The following is a 14,897-nucleotide window of genomic DNA, read 5'->3' as shown; positions in this document are numbered from 1 at the left end:
GCGCGGCGTTGGTCTCGGCCTTTGTCGCGCTCAGGCTGGTCTTTACGCCGTCGAGGTTGCTCGCGAGCGAATGCACCTGCTCGGCGGTCTTGTCCTGGTGCATCTGGCCGCGTAGCGCGTCGAGGCTCAGCCGCAGGGCACTGATATCCGCCGCCATCTTCTGGGTGTTGCGCCGAAGCTCCGCTGCCTCGTCGACGGGCGGCGTCGCCGCGGCCATCACTTTTGCGGGAGCCTGCTGGTCCGGCGCCTTCGCGACGTGGTCGCTGATGGTCCAGGCGAAGCCGAGCAGACCGACGATCATCGCGGCGTGGGCGCTGTAGTCGAGCAGTCTGGAATGCAACGGCCGCGGCCCGGCGGGCGGGTCGATGCGGTCGCCGGCCGCCGCGAGGAAAGGTGCCAGTCCTGAGTCCGCGTCCGAGCCGTGGGACGGCTCGAGCGCGCGCCCGGTCTCCGCCTTGTCGGCACCGTCAGGGGCGCCCTTGTTTTCGTCGTTTTCGGGGTTTGAGCCGGCCGACAGCGTCATTTTTGCCATCCAATGAAAGAACTGGGAGATTTGGGTCAAGTTTGAGCGTGTTTGTTTAACACTCTCTAAAGTTTTACCGGCCGCTCCCTCGGGCGCCCCCGCGCCTCATGTCTTCTTGACTTGAAACCTAAGCAGGAGAGAGGCATTTCATGGACAACATGGAGACGGATTATGGCAAAGGCTCTTCTTCTCGGTGCGGCTCTGGTTTGTGCGGTCGTCACCGCGGCCGCGGCGCAGTCCGACACAGCGCCAGCGCCCTCCCAGGATAGCGGCGCCCGCGGTGGGGCCGGCATCCGCAGCGGCAACATCACGTCGACCGGCGAAACGGTGCCGAATCCCGGCGCCTCGCAAGGTGCCGGCGTGACCCCCTTGGACAAGGGCATCCAGCGCGAAGACAACCGCATCACGAGCGGCATCTGCAAGGGATGTTGAGCCTGCGGGTAGCGGCCCCTGAGAAGGTGCGGTAAACCTCCGCCGATTGAGCGGGAGGCGGCATGCGGGTCGACGGCAAACAGCAACGGACAATCTGGCTCGCCGAGGATGGCGCGAGCGTCTGCGTCATCGATCAGGTGCGGCTCCCGCACGCTTTCGAGATTTTGACGCTCCGCAACCTTGATGATGCCGCCCGTGCCATTCGCGACATGCATGTGCGCGGCGCGCCGCTCATCGGCGTGACGGCGGCCTATGGCGTTGCGCTTGCCATGGCCGTCGGGGCTAGCAATGCAGACCTCGCTCAAGCGTGCTCGACACTAATCGCGACGCGACCGACGGCAGTGAACCTCGCCTGGGCGCTTGGCGACATGCGCCATCATCTTCTGCCGCTCGACCCAGCCCGGCGTAAAGCGGCCGCTTATCAGCGCGCTGCCGCAATGGCTGAGGAGGACGTCGCGTTGTGCCAGGCCATGGGCCACTTCGGCCTTGACCTGATCCGCGCTGCCGCAGGCCGTAAAGCCGGGCCTGTCAATATTCTCACCCATTGCAACGCCGGCTGGCTCGCTTGCGTCGACTGGGGTACGGCCACCGCGCCCATCTACGCTGCGCACGAGGCCGGGATTCCGGTCCACGTCTACGTCGACGAGACGCGCCCGCGGAACCAGGGTGCCGCGCTGACGGCGTGGGAGCTCGGCCGGCACGGCGTGCCGCATACCGTCGTCGTCGACAACGTCGGCGGCCACCTCATGCAGCACGGCATGGTCGACATGGTCATCGTCGGCACCGACCGCACCACCGCTTCGGGCGATGTGTGCAACAAGATCGGCACCTACCTGAAGGCGCTCGCAGCCAAGGCCAACGGCGTGCCGTTCTATGTCGCGGCTCCCTCGCCCTCGATAGACTTCGCCATCGACGATGGCTGCGCCGATATCCCGATCGAGCAGCGTGGCGCGGAAGAAGTCACGCACATGAGCGGCCTCACCGACGCCGGGACGATCGCGCGGATCCAGGTCACGCCCCCGGGGAGCCCGGTGATGAACTTTGCGTTCGACGTGACGCCGGCCGATCTGGTGACAGGCCTCATCACCGAGCGCGGCGTCCTCGCGGCGACCAAGCCGGCGTTGGCGGCAGCGTTCCCGGAGCGGGTCATGCCGGAGGCGCGGGTGGCTGCGCGGGCTTAATCGACGGCCAAAGCTATTTAGGCCACCTTCTCGCTCTTCAAATCCTTGCTGATCCGTCGGCTCAACAGACCCAGCAGCGCAGCCTCTTCCGGTTTCAGCTTGTCGGCGTCGTCGCAAAGCTCCGCCTCGACCTCCTGCTTGATGTCGGCGAGCAGGTGGCCATCGAGGTAGGAGGTCAGCACCTTCGGATGCACGTAGCATTTGCGGCAGATCGTCGGCGTGTTGCCGAGGCGCGAGGCGACCTTTTCGATGGCAGCCTTCACGTTCTTCTTCATCGCCGCCTGGCTGTCGACCTGCTCGAACTCGCTGAGCGCCATCGAGGCCAGCACCGTCCCGGCCCAGGTGCGGAAATCCTTGGCCGTGACGTCCTCGCCGGTGATCTCGCGGAGGTAGTCGTTGACGTCGGCGGAATCGACGGGTTGCCGCTTGCCGTCTTCGTCGAGGTACTGAAACAAATGTTGGCCGGGCAACTCGTGGATCGCTTTCACCACCTTGGCGACGCGGCGGTCTTTGACGTTCAGGTTCCAGGTCTTGCCGCTTTTGCCCTTGAAGTCGAAGCGCAGCGTCGCGCCGTCTACGGCCACATGGCGGTTGCGCAGCGTGGTCAGACCAAAACTCTTGTTTTCCTTGACGTAGTCCTCGTTGCCGACGCGGATCAGCGTCATTTCGAGCAGGTTGACGATCGTCGCCAGCACCTTTTCGCGAGGGAAACCGGTCTTGCGCATGTCGCTCGCCACGCGCGCCCGCAGCCCCGGCAACAGCTTGCCGAATTCCATCATTCGCTCGTACTTGGCGCTGTCGCGCGTTTCGCTCCATTTGGGGTGGTAGCGGTACTGCTTGCGCCCCTTGGCATCGCGCCCGGTCGCCTGGATGTGGCCGTCTTCACGGGGACAGATCCAGACATCGGTATAGGCCGGTGGGATGCCGATCTTCTCGATGCGCTTCTTTTCCCAGTAATCCTTGATCGTCTTGCCGTCGGGCCCAATAAAGCGCCATCCGGTGCCGCTCTTCTTGCGGGTGATGCCGGGCGTCTCGTCGCTGACGTATTTGAGGCCCGCGGATTTCGCGGCAGCGCGATTTTCGTCGACCACAGCGTCGGACCTGGAAAGGGAGCGGACGCTTCCATCCGGATCCGCCATGCGCTTCGACGCCGTTCCTGTCTTTGTCATAGCCCCGTAACAGCGACGCTTTCGCCTTTGTTCCGGGGACGCGACGTCGCAGATGGCCTGAAGCTTCACCTTTGGAGGGAGCACCGGCCCTGTGTCCCCAAAGACACGAATGCGAAACCTAAACCACCATTCTTGCGTCACGAAGCGTCAAGCGTCACCGGCTTTGGCCTGCTGTGATCCGGTGGCATCGAGTCAGACTGCGCGCTGCGGCGGGGCGGATCAAGACCTGACGCTCAGGCCGATTTTCGCAATTGGACGTCGGCACGCCTAAGCCGGTCCGCGCGCGCTCGCGTTGTCTCCGGCGCCGTCTACGCCGTCCCACGCCGCACGCCCGGCACCAGCGACGCTGCCAAAAGGGCCGCGCCCATGCCGATCAGAAACGCCGTCTGGAAGCCGAAGCGCCCGGCGACGAGGCCGACGATCGGCGCCGTGAAGCCGATCGCGAGGTCGAAGAATGCGATGAAGTTGCCGACGGCGCGGCCGCGCTGGTCGGGCGAGACCTGGCGCATGGCCTCGACGCCCATCGACGGGAAGACCAGCGAGAAGCCGAGCCCGGTCAGGCACGCGCCGGCAAAGGCGAAGGCCGGGCTCGGCGCTAGCCAGAGCAGCGCTTGACCTGCGGCCTCGAGGCAAAGCGTGATTCCGGTGATGCGGATGCCGCCAAAACGGTCCGGCCAATGCGAGAACAGCAGCCGTACCAGCACGTAACAGAAGCCGAACCCGGCGAGCGCCAGACCGGCCCCGGTCCAGCCATGGTCGGCATAGTCCAGTGCCACGAAGGCGGTCAGCGCGGCAAACGGTGCGGCCGCGAGCGTCACGACCAGGCCGGGGCGCCAGATCAGGCCGATGACACGATAAAACGGCACGCGGTCGCCACCGCCGCCAGGCACTCCGAGACAAGCGAGCGCGACGGCCCAGGCCAGCATCGGCGTGACGATGCTGACCAGTGCCACGCCGGAAAAGCCGAAGCTGCGCTGCACCGCGAGGCCAAGCGGCGCGCCAATGCCGATGGCTCCATACATCGCGACGCCTTGCCAGGACATGACCTTGCTGGTGTTCTGGGGACCGATGCGGGCGATGCCCCAGGCCATGGCACCGGTGATGAACAGGCTTTCGCCAAAGCCCATGCAGAGCCGGCCGACGAGGATCAGCGCCAGGGCGCCCGACGCGCTGATGAGGGCCGACGTCGAAACGAGGTTGATTGCGCCGGCGAGCGCGGTGAGCGGCAGGCCGATCAGGACGGCATGGCGCGGGCCTTTGACATCGCTGAGCGATCCGCCGGCGTGTCGCGTCAGCAGCGTCGCGACCGATTGCAATCCGACGACGCAGCCGACGACAACGGGCGCGAACCCGAGACGATCGTGAAGCTCCAGGGAAAGGGCGGCGAGCGGCGCGGCGATGGCGACGAAGCCGAAAAACACGATCGCGACCATCGGCGCCAGGCCGTTGAACACATGGGCGCGGGTCATCGCGGTCGAGGACATAGGGAGTGCGTTGCCGGTCACGAGCGTCGCCCTTCTGATCGGAGGCAAACCAATGTTGCGTCCGAGCGATTGAGGCGTTGCGTGACGTTAACGCTTACGACGGCGACATGCTGCGATGCGCGCGGCGGGAGAAGGCCGTAGCGGCTGCAGAATGTCAAGACTCGGGCCGTATGCATCGCTGCCGCTTTTGGCCAAGCGCACGATTTGTCTTTTGGCCTCACACCGCCCCCATCGGCCGATAATCCAACAGCGCCTTGATGCGCTTCGCCAAGCCGTCGCGCACGTCGCGGTAGGCGTCGAGCTTGCGCTCGCGCGTGCCTTCCACCGCCGTCGGGTCGATCGTCGGCCAGTAGATGACGTCGCAGGCGAGCGTCCGGGTGAATTCCAGCGCCTTGTGATGCGCCTCGGGCGACAGCGTGATGATCAGATCGAAGCTTGTGTCTTCCAGGTCTTCGAACGTGTGCGGCTTGTGCTTGGTGATATCGACGCCGATCTCCTCCATCGCGGCGATCGCGAAGGGGTCCGGCTCGCCCTCCTTGACCCCGGCTGAGGCGACATACATCTCGCGGCCGAAATAAAGGCGCAGCAGCCCCTCCGCCATCGGCGAGCGCACGGCGTTGAAGGAGCAGGAAAACAGCACTGCGCTGGGCCGCCGGGCCAGCGGCCCGCTCATCGCGGAAGAGTCCCGCGCGCGCGCAAAGGATCAACCCTTCCAGTGCAGGGCGGTGATCAAAGTGAACAGGCGGCGCGCCGTATCCGTGTCGCTGACGATCTTCCCGGCGAGGCGTTCCAGCAGCAGTTCGGCGCCTTCGTTGTGCAGGCCGCGCCGGCCCATGTCGATCGCCTCGATCTGCGTCGTCGTCTGGGTGCGGATCGCGGCGTAGTAGCTCTCGCAAATCATAAAGTAGTCGCGCAGCGTCCGGCGGAAGGGGGTCAGCGACAGGATATGCACCGCGCGCTGCGCGCCCGCCTCGTCGCAGATGTCGAACATCAGCTTGGAATCGTGCATCGACAGGGTCAGCACATAGGGGCCGGCATCGAGGTTCGGCAGGCCGAAGCTGTTCTCCTCGATGAGGTCGTAGATCGCGATCTGCCGCTCGTGCTCCTGGTCGGGGCTGCCGATGCCGATCGAATCGCCATCGAGGACGATCGACTTGAGGCGATCGCGCGACGGCTCGGTCATGCCACCTGCGGATCGAGCCGCATCTGCACCGAGCGGGCATGGCCGTCGAGCCCCTCGGCGTGGCCGAGAATGACCGCGGCCGGCCCGATCGCCGCCAGGCTCGCGGGCGAGCACTTCAGGATCGACGTCTTCTTCAAATAATCGAGCACGTTGAGTCCCGACGAGAATTTGGCCGAGCGCGCGGTCGGCAGTACGTGGTTGGAGCCGCCGACATAGTCGCCGACCGCTTCGGGCGTATGCGCGCCGAGGAAGATGGCGCCTGCGTTGCGGATCGCATTGCTCAGACCTTCGGCGTCTTCAGCGATGATTTCAAGATGTTCCGGGGCCAGCCGGTCGGCCAGCGGCACGGCATCGACGATCGACGGCACCAGGATGATCGCGCCGTAGTCGCGCCAGCTCGCCGCGGCGATCGTTTTCCGCGACAGCGTTTCGAGCTGTTCGGCCACCGCCGCCTCGACGGCCTTGGCCAAGGCCGGATCGTCGGTGATGAGAATCGACTGCGCCGCGGTGTCGTGCTCGGCCTGGGCCAGAAGATCGGCGGCGATCCAGGCGGGGTTGCCGGTCCTGTCGGCGATGATCAGCACTTCGGAGGGGCCGGCGATCATGTCGATACCGACGGTGCCGAAAACCTGCCGCTTGGCGGCGGCGACATAGGCATTGCCCGGGCCGACGATTTTGGACACCGGCGCGATGCTTTCTGTGCCGTAAGCCAGTGCCGCCACAGCCTGCGCACCGCCGACGCGATAAATCTCGTCGACGCCGGCGAGGTCGGCTGCGGCCAGCACCAGCGGGTTGAGCACGCCGTCCGGCGTCGGCACCACCATGACGATGCGCTCGACGCCGACCACTTTCGCCGGCACGGCGTTCATCAGGACGGACGAGGGATAGCTCGCCGTGCCGCCCGGCACGTAGAGGCCGACGGTCTGGATCGCGGTCCAGCGCCAGCCGAGATCGACGCCCAGCGCGTCGGTAAACCGCAGGTCTTCCGGCCGCTGGCGCTCGTGAAAGCTGACGATGCGCTCGTGGGCAAGGCGAAGCGCCGCCAGCGCCTCCGCCGGCGCCGCCTTCAGCGCTGCCGCGATCTCGGCTGCCGTGACCCGCAAGCCCAGTTTATCGAGGTCGACGCGATCGAATTTCTGGCTGTAGCGCTTGAGCGCCGCATCGCCCTCGGCGACCACGTCCTTGATGATCGCCCGCACGGCATGATCGACGTCTTCGGAGACTTCCCGCTTGGTCAGAAGCAGGGCCTTGAACGCGGCCTCGAAATCCGGGCTCCGCAGGTCGAGCCACAGGGGCATCGCGTGTCTCCAAGAGGGGTAGGGGATCGGTGCCGTCTCCTTAGCGCCGGGGGGAGGGGAGGGCAATGGCCATGGGGGGCGGCGTAACGTATCGCTTTACGCGAAAAATCTGCGATAATCGGCAGCGATGATCATCCGGAGCATCAAGCACAAAGGTCTGCGCCGATTTATGGAATCGGACGATAGATCCGGGCTTCCTGCGCCGGTGGTCGGCAAGATTCGAGCGATCCTCTCTTTTCTCCAAGACATGACTTCTCTCCAAGACATGACTTCGGAAGCGGAGCTTCGCGACGTTCCGAGATGGAAGGCACATCAGCTGACCGGCGATCGGCACGGCCGGTGGGCCCTTCACGTCACCAAGAATTGGCGGATACGTTCCGGGTCGATGCCAGCGTCGTCGAGATCGTCGATCTCGATTACGAAGACTATCATGAGGAGGCCGCTGCATGAATGAACTTGGGTTCCGTATGAATAGCCCCGTCCATCCCGGCAATTTCATCCGCCGCGAGATTATCGACGACCTTGGCTTGACCATCAAGAATGCCGCAGAGGCTCTCGGGGTCACACGGGCTGCCTTGTCGGCGCTCGTGAATCAGCGCTCGTCTTTGTCGCCCGAAATGGCGTTGCGGATCGAGAAGGCTTTTGGGGTTTCCATGGACACGCTGATGCGCATGCAGGGGAGCTACGACATTGCGCAGATGCGCAGCAGAGGCGATACGATCGCCGTAACAAGGCATGTCGCCAAGGCGTCTTAGCGATCGTCGTTACAACAGTCCCTCGATCGCTCCCGTCAGCGACCATGGCTTAGTCGTCGGCGCGAAGCGCTCGACCACGCTTCCAGTGCGGTCGACCAAAAACTTCGTGAAATTCCACTTGATGCCCTGCAGCCCGAGCAGTCCCGGCTTCTGCGCTTTTAGAAACGCATAAAGCGGGTCGGCGCCGTCGCCGTTGACCTCGATCTTGGCGAACATCGGGAAGGTGACGTCATAGGTCAGCTGGCAGAAGCTGCCGATCGCCGCGGCGTCCCCTGGTTCCTGGCCGCCGAACTGGTTGCAGGGAAAGCCGAGCACAGAAAACCCCTTGGGGCCGTAGGTCTTCTGCAGCGCTTCCAGACCTTCGTACTGCGGCGTGAACCCGCATTTGCTGGCGGTGTTGACGATCAACAGCACCTGATTTTTGTAGGCATCCAGCGCGATGTCGGAACCGTCGAGGCGCTTGGCCGAAAAGTCGTAGATCGTCGTCATGGCGTGCTCCGCTGAACCCGATCTATGGCTTAGGCGAATCCGGCGTGATCGGACAGGCGCCTTCACCGTCGCCTCCGGCATCGGAGGGCAGGTGGACGGTTTCCGGCGTGTCGCCCTGGCGCGTCAGGATGCCGTCGAGCGCTGTCGCCGAGACGCGGCCTTTGAAGACGATCGGTCCCGCCTCGGTCACGACCTTGAAGGCAAGCTCGCCGGTCGCGGGCGTAAAGCTGACCTCTTTCGTCTCGCTCGCCGCCATCAGCGCACCTTCGGTCTCCTCGAACGACACGAGCAGGTTGGGCGCGACCCCTGAAACTTTGATGCGGAACCCACTGATATCGCTGCCGTCGGCTCCGGTGCAGAGCGACGAGAACACGCGCGCCGCGGACGGTTCGGCCGTGGCGTGACCGGTTGCCAGGGCCAGCGCCAGGGCTGCGCAAGCCAAGGCCCGCGCGTTATTTAAAGCGGCAAAACGCATCCGTCGTTCTCTCATTGTCACTTCCGACTGTCCGGCAAGCCGTCGCATCGTTCAAGCGCTTCGTTGCGGACCGCCGCAAGCGATATCGTCCGGGCTATCCCGGTCTCGTCGCTGAGGCGGCCGATGAGCCTGTCATCCAGGGCTCGGCCCTGGAACTCGACGAGGCCGTGCGGCGTCCGCAGCGTGAAGAACAACCGGCGCGAGATTTTCGCCAGGTTGACGTCCGGCGTCTCGAACGGACCAGGGGCAAGCCCGGCGCGCTCGAAGGTAACCCTGACGCCCTTTGCGCCCTCGCCGATCTCGATCCGCGTGGGGTCGCCAGGACCGGTCGGGCAAGCCGTATAGACGAGCGGCAGCGTGATCGCCGCGGCCGGTGATGCCAACACCGCGAGCAGGAGCGCAAAACCAAGCCAACGGCTGGTCATTTCCGGGTCATCCATTCCGCCGTTTGTGCGTTGTTGCGCACGGATACGAGCCTGGGTACACCCGATCATGACCCGAACGAAATCACCCCCAAGCGAGGCCGCCGTCGCGCCCGACGCTGCCGAATATGCGGCCCTCGTCGTCGAACTGGCCGACCACGATCGCCGCTACCACACGGAGGACGCGCCGACGATCTCGGACGCCGCCTACGACGCGTTGCGTCGCCGCCTGCAAACGCTGGAAGCCGCGCATCCGGAATTCGTCACCGGCGCCTCGCCGAGCAAGACGGTCGGCGCGGCGCCATCGGAGAAATTCACCAAGGTCCGGCACAAGGTCGGCATGCTGTCGCTCGGCAACATCTTTGCGGACGACGAGGTGGCGGAGTTCTGCGCCCGCATCCGACGCTTCCTCGGCATGGCGGAGGACGCGCCGTTGGCCGTCACCGCCGAACCGAAGATCGACGGTCTCTCCTGCTCGCTGCGCTATGAGGCCGGCGTGCTGGTGCAGGCCGCGACGCGCGGCGATGGCTACGAGGGCGAGGACGTCACCACCAATGTCCGGACGATCCAGGACATTCCGCATCAGCTGAACGGCAAGCCGCCGGGCGTGCTCGAGATCCGCGGCGAGATCTATATGACCAAAGCGGGGTTTGCCGGCGTCAACGCGCGCCAGGCCGAAGCCGGCAAGCCAGTCTTCGCCAATCCGCGCAACGCTGCCGCCGGCTCGCTGCGGCAGCTCGAATCCGCGGTGACGGCGTCGCGGCCTTTACAGTTTTTCGCCTATGCCTGGGGCGAGGCGAGCCAGCAGCCGGCCGATACCCAGACCGGCATGGTCGCCGCGTTCAAACGCTTCGGCCTGCCGGTCAATCCGCTGATGGTGTTGTGCGACAGCGCCGAGGCGCTGCTGGCGCAATACCGCGCGATCGAGGCGCAGCGCGCTGCGTTGCCCTACGATATCGACGGCGTCGTCTACAAGGTCGATTCCATCGCGCTGCAGGAGCGCCTCGGCTTCATCTCGCGATCACCCCGCTGGGCCGTCGCGCACAAGTTTCCCGCCGAGCGCGCGACCACGATTTTGCGCAAGATCGAAATCCAGGTCGGCCGCACCGGCTCGATGACGCCGGTGGCGCGGCTCGATCCGGTGACGGTCGGCGGCGTGGTCGTGACCAACGCCACCCTGCACAACGAGGACGAGATCGCGCGCAAGGACGTGCGCGAGGGCGATACGGTGGAGATCCAGCGTGCCGGCGACGTCATTCCGCAGGTTCTGGGTCCCGTGCTGGACAAGCGCCCGGCCGACGCGACCCCCTATGTGTTTCCCGACATCTGCCCGATCTGCGGCTCGGCGGCGCTGCGCGAAATCGACGAGAAGACCGGCAAGGCGGACGTCGTGCGCCGCTGCACCGGCGGCCTGATCTGCCCGGCGCAGGCGATCGAGCGTTTAAAACACTTTGCGTCGCGCAATGCGCTCGACATCGAAGGGTTGGGCGACAAACAGATCGAGCAGTTCTACCACGACGGTCTCATCGCGACGCCAGGCGATATTTTTACGCTGGCCAAGCGTGACGCGAGAAGCCTGAAAAAGCTGAAAGACCGCGAGGGTTTTGGCGCGACGTCGGTCAAAAAGTTGTTCGAGGCGATCGACGCGCGGCGGCAGATGCCGCTCAACCGGCTGATCTTCGCGCTCGGCATCCGCCACGTCGGCGAGGGCGGATCGAAGCGCCTCGCCCGCCACTTCGGCAGCTTTGCCGCGTTGCGCGAGACCGCACGGGCGGCTGCGCCGGGCTCGGAGGCGCGCGCGGAAATCGAGAACATCCAGGATGTCGGCGGCGTCGTGGCCGAATGCGTCTATGATTTCTTCGCCGAGCCGCACAACGAGACGGTGCTCGACGATCTGTTGAAAGAGATCGATCCGCAGCCGATGGAAGCCATCGCCACGACGAGCCCGGTGGCCGGCAAGACGGTGGTGTTCACCGGCGCCCTGGAGCGGATGACGCGCGAAGAAGCCAAGGCCCAGGCCGAACGCCTCGGCGCCAAGGTGGCGGGCTCGGTCTCCAAGACCACGGATCTTGTGGTGGCCGGCCCCGGCGCCGGCTCGAAGCTGAAGAAGGCCGTGGAATTCGGGATCGAGACGATCAGCGAGGAGGACTGGCTGGCGCGGATCGCGGCGGGGTAGACCAGGGATCGATGACGTCGAAGCCGCAATCGCGGAAGTCGCGAGCGTTGCGCGTCGCGAGGATCGCGCCGCGGGATCGGACGATGCCGGCGATCTGCGCGTCCGACTGGCTGATGGGTTGGCCACGCTGACGTCGGTCCGCGGCGATCGTGGCGTAGGCTTCGGCAGCGGCATGATCGAAGGGGAGGATGCGGTCGGCGAAGTCGACAACAAACATCTCTTCTGCTTCCTCATGCAGGTCGCGTCGACGTTTCCCGGAATAGAGGATGGCGATGCCGTATCGGATTTCCCCCACGCTTATCGCTGTCGTGTAAACTGAAGCCTTAGGAAAGCTGGCGACCCAATCGAAAACGACTTTGTCGGGGAGCGTCTTCATCAATTCTGACATGACATTTGTGTCCAGGATAATCATTCACCGAAGTCGATCGGATCGGGCATCGGTGTTCGCTCGATCGGTTCGAGATCGACACCACCCAATCGTGCGAAGCGCGAATGAATTGCTTCTGCCAGATTCTGGTTATCGTCATCTGGCCCAAGGGCGGCTTGCAAGATTTTCCGCGCTTCGTCTTCGACCGATCGGCCATAGCGATCGGCGCGGAGACGCAGACGCGTCTCAAACTTTTCGTCCAAATTCCTAATGGTGACGGTCGCCATGGGGCGCTCCCTCCAGCAGAACGGTCAATCTAACCGGCATTGGACCGCGTCTCAAGCCGCCACGCCACATAGAGCCCTGCCGCCACCGCGATGCCGAGCTCGTAGGCCACCATGTTTCCGATCAGGAACACCCGTCCGATGAGGAGCGCCCCGGCGAGGGTTTGGCGAAAGGCGTCGAGCCACGGCATATGGTAGAGCCGAAAGAACTCCGAGCCGATCGCGATAAAGCTGGTGGTCAAAAAGCATGCGACAAGCCCGGCGCGGACGGGGCGAAGCGCTGCCACGATGATGAACAGCATCGCGCCCCACAGAACGCCGCCGCCGTTGCGCAGCCAGAATGCAGGCAGGCCGAACGGGACAAGCCGCCAGACCAGGCCGGCGACGATAAGCGCGACGGCGACCGCGCCGAGAGTTGCGCGATGGCGCCACGTCACGACCGCCTGCATCAAGCGTCGCTGCGCAGGAGGCGCTCTTCGGCAAGCGGCTCGCGTTTCGCGCTATCGACCGTTCTGACTCCATTGATCCGCGCGACCAGCGTATAGGACACGATCATCAGCAGCAGACAGGACGTCAGCTTCGACGCCGGCACCATCGACCAATGCGCCATCTGACGCGGATACAGCCAGGTGCCCGTCACCGTCCCGATGTTCTCCGCAAACCAGATGAAAAGCGCGACGAGGCCGAACCCGAGCAACAACGGCATGCGCCGATGGACTCGCCACACCTTGAAGAAGATCGTCGTGCGCGCGAACAAAATGGCGGTTGCGGCAAGCAGAACGATCCGCATGTCGACAAACGCATGGTTTGTCAGGAAATTGATATAGATCGCGATCGACAGGAGCGTGATCGCCAGAAGGCTGGGGTGCCGGGCGAAGCGGAAATCGAACAGGCGCCAGACGCGGGCCAGATAGCTTCCGACGGCGGCATACATGAAGCCGGTGAACAGCGGGACGCCGCCGATATGGAAGAGGCTTGCCTCGGGATAGATCCAGGAGCCGACCGCGGTCTTGTGCACTTCCATCGCGGTGCCGATCACGTGAAAGACGAGGATGACCTTGGCCTCCTCCAGCGTTTCGAGGCGTGTCGCGAGAAGCAGCGCCTGGATCGCGATCGCTGCGAGGAACAGCGCGTCATAGCGCGCCAGCGCTGCTCCGGCCGGGTACCAAAGGCGCGTCGCGATGATGAGGCCTAAAAGCACGCCGCCGAACAGGCAGGCCCAACCCTGCTTGAGGCCGAAGCGGATGAACTCGTAGGCCGCGAGCGACCAGGGCCCTCGCGCTTCGGCGGCGACGCCGAGCCGCTCGTCGAGGGCGATGAAGCGGGCAAGCGGGGGCCAGCGGGTCGCGGCGCTTCTGGACGCTGAGGTGGACAGGCGAGAGCTCCCACGCAAAAGGATGACGTGGTGCATACGCCACTGGTCCGAATATCTAAATCCCGCCGCCCGACCAGGCGTCGCGAAAATCAGGAAGCATGGCTTCGAAGGCCTGCGCGGCTTTGGTGCGGTAGCGTTCTTTGTGGCGGATAAGGCTGAATGCGCGGGTGTCGAGATCGAGGGGGATCAAGGTCAGGCGCCGCGCATCGAGATGCGGGCGCGCGACCAGCTCCGACACGACGGTGAGGTGGGGGCCGGCACGGGCGGCGGCGCAGACGGCTTCGTTGGTCGGCAGCTCCAAGGTCACCGTGAGCATCGTGGGATCGATGCTTTGCGCGCGCATCGCGGTCTCGAACATCGCACGGGTGCCGGAACCGACCTCGCGCAGAATCCAGCTGGCGTTAGCGAGGTCTTGCGGCTTCACCTGCCGCCGTTTCGCTAGCGGATGATCCAGTGCGGCGACGATCACCAAACGATCGTGGGCCACGGTGACGACCAATAATGCGGGCGCGTCGATGTCGCCCTCCAGAAAACCGAGATCGGCGGTGCCGGCGAGCACCGCCTGGGTGACGCCAGCCGAATTGTCCTCGCGCAACACGACGTCGATGGCCGGATAGGCGACCTTGAAGGCGACCAGGAACGGCGGCAGCCAATAGCTGGCGATCGTCTGGCTCGCCTGGATCGTCAACATGCCGCGCTTCAGCCCGGCAAGTTCCGACAAGGCGAGTTCGGCGGTGCGGGCGCTGGCAAGCGTCGCCTTGGCCTCGATGAGAAATACACGGCCCGTCTCGCTCAGTTCGATACGCCGGCCGACGCGGTGGAAGAGAACGACGCCGTATCGCGTCTCCAGCGCATGAACCGCCGCACTGACCGCGGATGGTGTCAGCCGCAGCGCTGCCGCGGCGCGCGTAAGATGCTCGCGCTCGGCGACGGCGACGAAAATGCGAAGCTGTTCGAGGGTCATAATCGTTCGATTGGAGTGAATGATCTATAGATAATTAGGAAATAGACCGAACGGTTGCGGCAGCGCAAGTTAAGGGCACTGGAGTTCGATCATGCTTGTGCAACAGACCGCCAAACCGCGCTTGATGCTTCCGCATGTCAGCGCACTGATGCCGGGCATCGCCCTATGTATCGCCGTGACCATCCTCGCCTATGGCCTGCAGGCGCTCGAGGTGCGTCTCGTTGGGCGCGCCTGGCTCGAGGCCCTTGTCTTCGCCATTCTCCTCGGCGTCGCCATTCGCACGGCCTGGGCGCCCCCAGACTTCTGGCACGAGGGAATTC

General features: G+C 64.8%; 19 protein-coding genes and 1 pseudogene. 6 read left to right on the top strand and 14 right to left on the bottom strand.

Features of this window, described 5'->3' with window-relative positions; genetic code table 11:
* The coding region (locus tag GSQ79_RS11270) for a hypothetical protein (RefSeq protein ID WP_158808812.1) at positions 1–523 on the bottom strand (523 nt) is incomplete at its 3' end.
* Positions 524–694: 171 nt separating this feature from the next.
* Between GSQ79_RS11270 and GSQ79_RS11265 the strand changes: the two genes are divergently transcribed.
* Positions 695–955: a hypothetical protein gene (locus tag GSQ79_RS11265; protein ID WP_158808811.1), complete on the top strand. Its 261-nt coding sequence runs from the start codon at positions 695–697 to the stop codon at positions 953–955.
* A gap of 62 nt (positions 956–1,017) precedes the next feature.
* Positions 1,018–2,136, top strand: coding sequence for an S-methyl-5-thioribose-1-phosphate isomerase (gene mtnA / locus GSQ79_RS11260; protein WP_158808810.1), 1,119 nt, complete (start codon positions 1,018–1,020; stop codon positions 2,134–2,136).
* Between the two features lie 17 nt (positions 2,137–2,153).
* On the opposite strand, the gene GSQ79_RS11255 is transcribed toward mtnA, so the two are convergent.
* The 5 genes from GSQ79_RS11255 to hisD all read right to left on the bottom strand — a co-directional run bounded on the left by GSQ79_RS11255 (position 2,154) and on the right by hisD (position 7,270).
* Positions 2,154–3,275 (bottom strand): DNA topoisomerase IB, encoded by a 1,122-nt coding sequence (locus GSQ79_RS11255; protein WP_158808809.1) that lies wholly within the window; start codon positions 3,273–3,275, stop codon positions 2,154–2,156.
* 338 nt (positions 3,276–3,613) lie between these two features.
* Entirely contained in the window at positions 3,614–4,810 is a 1,197-nt protein-coding gene (locus tag GSQ79_RS11250) for an MFS transporter (RefSeq protein ID WP_210253062.1), read from the bottom strand.
* A 196-nt stretch (positions 4,811–5,006) separates the two neighbouring features.
* Entirely contained in the window at positions 5,007–5,462 is a 456-nt protein-coding gene (locus GSQ79_RS11245; RefSeq protein ID WP_158808808.1) for a low molecular weight phosphatase family protein, read from the bottom strand.
* Between the two features lie 30 nt (positions 5,463–5,492).
* On the bottom strand, positions 5,493–5,972 hold the full coding sequence (locus GSQ79_RS11240) for a UPF0262 family protein (RefSeq protein ID WP_158808807.1): 480 nt from the start codon (positions 5,970–5,972) through the stop codon (positions 5,493–5,495).
* The gene (gene hisD / locus GSQ79_RS11235; RefSeq protein WP_158808806.1) at positions 5,969–7,270 is read right to left on the bottom strand and encodes a histidinol dehydrogenase; all 1,302 of its coding nucleotides are present in this window, start codon (positions 7,268–7,270) and stop codon (positions 5,969–5,971) included. Before hisD ends, GSQ79_RS11240 begins: the two co-directional genes overlap by 4 nt.
* A gap of 127 nt (positions 7,271–7,397) precedes the next feature.
* On the opposite strand from hisD, the gene GSQ79_RS11230 reads away from it, so the two are divergent.
* Positions 7,398–7,724, top strand: a complete 327-nt coding sequence (locus tag GSQ79_RS11230) for a type II toxin-antitoxin system RelE/ParE family toxin (protein ID WP_368669937.1) — start codon at positions 7,398–7,400, stop codon at positions 7,722–7,724.
* The gene (locus GSQ79_RS11225; RefSeq protein ID WP_158808805.1) at positions 7,717–8,025 is read left to right on the top strand and encodes a HigA family addiction module antitoxin; all 309 of its coding nucleotides are present in this window, start codon (positions 7,717–7,719) and stop codon (positions 8,023–8,025) included. The genes GSQ79_RS11230 and GSQ79_RS11225 overlap by 8 nt, the downstream gene beginning before the upstream one ends.
* A 9-nt stretch (positions 8,026–8,034) precedes the next feature.
* Here GSQ79_RS11225 and GSQ79_RS11220 read toward each other — a convergent pair whose 3' ends face one another.
* Genes GSQ79_RS11220 through GSQ79_RS11210 form a run of 3 tightly spaced genes read right to left on the bottom strand, consistent with a single transcriptional unit; the run spans position 8,035 to position 9,414 of the window.
* Positions 8,035–8,514 (bottom strand): glutathione peroxidase, encoded by a 480-nt coding sequence (locus tag GSQ79_RS11220; protein ID WP_158808804.1) that lies wholly within the window; start codon positions 8,512–8,514, stop codon positions 8,035–8,037.
* Between the two features lie 22 nt (positions 8,515–8,536).
* Positions 8,537–8,989, bottom strand: coding sequence for a hypothetical protein (locus GSQ79_RS11215; RefSeq protein ID WP_158808803.1), 453 nt, complete (start codon positions 8,987–8,989; stop codon positions 8,537–8,539).
* A gap of 17 nt (positions 8,990–9,006) precedes the next feature.
* Positions 9,007–9,414: a hypothetical protein gene (locus tag GSQ79_RS11210; RefSeq protein ID WP_158808802.1), complete on the bottom strand. Its 408-nt coding sequence runs from the start codon at positions 9,412–9,414 to the stop codon at positions 9,007–9,009.
* A 67-nt stretch (positions 9,415–9,481) separates the two neighbouring features.
* Between GSQ79_RS11210 and ligA the strand changes: the two genes are divergently transcribed.
* Positions 9,482–11,587 carry an NAD-dependent DNA ligase LigA gene (ligA, locus tag GSQ79_RS11205; RefSeq protein ID WP_158808801.1) on the top strand — a complete coding sequence of 702 codons (2,106 nt, stop codon included), beginning with the start codon at positions 9,482–9,484 and terminating at the stop codon, positions 11,585–11,587.
* On the opposite strand, the gene GSQ79_RS11200 is transcribed toward ligA, so the two are convergent.
* The 5 genes from GSQ79_RS11200 to GSQ79_RS11185 are packed head-to-tail and all read right to left on the bottom strand — an operon-like array spanning position 11,547 to position 14,577.
* Complete coding sequence (locus GSQ79_RS11200; protein WP_158808800.1) at positions 11,547–11,999, bottom strand: type II toxin-antitoxin system VapC family toxin; 453 nt, start codon at positions 11,997–11,999, stop codon at positions 11,547–11,549. The genes ligA and GSQ79_RS11200 overlap by 41 nt on opposite strands.
* Positions 11,996–12,241: a plasmid stabilization protein gene (locus tag GSQ79_RS11195; RefSeq protein WP_158808799.1), complete on the bottom strand. Its 246-nt coding sequence runs from the start codon at positions 12,239–12,241 to the stop codon at positions 11,996–11,998. Before GSQ79_RS11195 ends, GSQ79_RS11200 begins: the two co-directional genes overlap by 4 nt.
* Positions 12,242–12,270: 29 nt before the next feature.
* Positions 12,271–12,687 carry a DUF2809 domain-containing protein gene (locus GSQ79_RS28775; RefSeq protein WP_174243197.1) on the bottom strand — a complete coding sequence of 139 codons (417 nt, stop codon included), beginning with the start codon at positions 12,685–12,687 and terminating at the stop codon, positions 12,271–12,273.
* Positions 12,687–13,649, bottom strand: a complete 963-nt coding sequence (locus tag GSQ79_RS11190; RefSeq protein ID WP_174243196.1) for a DUF817 domain-containing protein — start codon at positions 13,647–13,649, stop codon at positions 12,687–12,689. The genes GSQ79_RS28775 and GSQ79_RS11190 overlap by 1 nt, the downstream gene beginning before the upstream one ends.
* A gap of 19 nt (positions 13,650–13,668) precedes the next feature.
* Entirely contained in the window at positions 13,669–14,577 is a 909-nt protein-coding gene (locus GSQ79_RS11185; RefSeq protein ID WP_158808798.1) for a LysR family transcriptional regulator, read from the bottom strand.
* Between the two features lie 91 nt (positions 14,578–14,668).
* On the opposite strand from GSQ79_RS11185, the pseudogene GSQ79_RS29450 reads away from it, so the two are divergent.
* Positions 14,669–14,897 (top strand): annotated as a pseudogene (locus GSQ79_RS29450) (putative sulfate exporter family transporter); the annotation flags it as partial.

This window comes from Beijerinckia sp. L45 (assembly GCF_009765775.1).
Taxonomy (GTDB): domain Bacteria; phylum Pseudomonadota; class Alphaproteobacteria; order Rhizobiales; family Beijerinckiaceae; genus RH-AL1.
Note: the sequence above shows the minus strand (reverse complement) of the source record. Positions and strands in the feature narration are given on the sequence as shown.

What these genes read in the sequence shown, in the direction of transcription:
- GSQ79_RS11265 (WP_158808811.1), top strand. Translation starts at nt 695, where the DNA reads ATGGCAAAGGCTCTTCTTCTCGGTGCGGCTCTGGTTTGTGCGGTCGTC.
- mtnA (WP_158808810.1), top strand. Translation starts at nt 1,018, where the DNA reads ATGCGGGTCGACGGCAAACAGCAACGGACAATCTGGCTCGCCGAGGAT.
- GSQ79_RS11255 (WP_158808809.1), bottom strand. Translation starts at nt 3,275, where the DNA reads ATGGCGGATCCGGATGGAAGCGTCCGCTCCCTTTCCAGGTCCGACGCT.
- GSQ79_RS11245 (WP_158808808.1), bottom strand. Translation starts at nt 5,462, where the DNA reads ATGAGCGGGCCGCTGGCCCGGCGGCCCAGCGCAGTGCTGTTTTCCTGC.
- GSQ79_RS11240 (WP_158808807.1), bottom strand. Translation starts at nt 5,972, where the DNA reads ATGACCGAGCCGTCGCGCGATCGCCTCAAGTCGATCGTCCTCGATGGC.
- hisD (WP_158808806.1), bottom strand. Translation starts at nt 7,270, where the DNA reads ATGCCCCTGTGGCTCGACCTGCGGAGCCCGGATTTCGAGGCCGCGTTC.
- GSQ79_RS11230 (WP_368669937.1), top strand. Translation starts at nt 7,398, where the DNA reads ATGATCATCCGGAGCATCAAGCACAAAGGTCTGCGCCGATTTATGGAA.
- GSQ79_RS11225 (WP_158808805.1), top strand. Translation starts at nt 7,717, where the DNA reads ATGAATGAACTTGGGTTCCGTATGAATAGCCCCGTCCATCCCGGCAAT.
- GSQ79_RS11220 (WP_158808804.1), bottom strand. Translation starts at nt 8,514, where the DNA reads ATGACGACGATCTACGACTTTTCGGCCAAGCGCCTCGACGGTTCCGAC.
- GSQ79_RS11215 (WP_158808803.1), bottom strand. Translation starts at nt 8,989, where the DNA reads ATGCGTTTTGCCGCTTTAAATAACGCGCGGGCCTTGGCTTGCGCAGCC.
- GSQ79_RS11210 (WP_158808802.1), bottom strand. Translation starts at nt 9,414, where the DNA reads ATGACCAGCCGTTGGCTTGGTTTTGCGCTCCTGCTCGCGGTGTTGGCA.
- ligA (WP_158808801.1), top strand. Translation starts at nt 9,482, where the DNA reads ATGACCCGAACGAAATCACCCCCAAGCGAGGCCGCCGTCGCGCCCGAC.
- GSQ79_RS11200 (WP_158808800.1), bottom strand. Translation starts at nt 11,999, where the DNA reads ATGATTATCCTGGACACAAATGTCATGTCAGAATTGATGAAGACGCTC.
- GSQ79_RS11195 (WP_158808799.1), bottom strand. Translation starts at nt 12,241, where the DNA reads ATGGCGACCGTCACCATTAGGAATTTGGACGAAAAGTTTGAGACGCGT.
- GSQ79_RS28775 (WP_174243197.1), bottom strand. Translation starts at nt 12,687, where the DNA reads ATGCAGGCGGTCGTGACGTGGCGCCATCGCGCAACTCTCGGCGCGGTC.
- GSQ79_RS11190 (WP_174243196.1), bottom strand. Translation starts at nt 13,649, where the DNA reads ATGCACCACGTCATCCTTTTGCGTGGGAGCTCTCGCCTGTCCACCTCA.
- GSQ79_RS11185 (WP_158808798.1), bottom strand. Translation starts at nt 14,577, where the DNA reads ATGACCCTCGAACAGCTTCGCATTTTCGTCGCCGTCGCCGAGCGCGAG.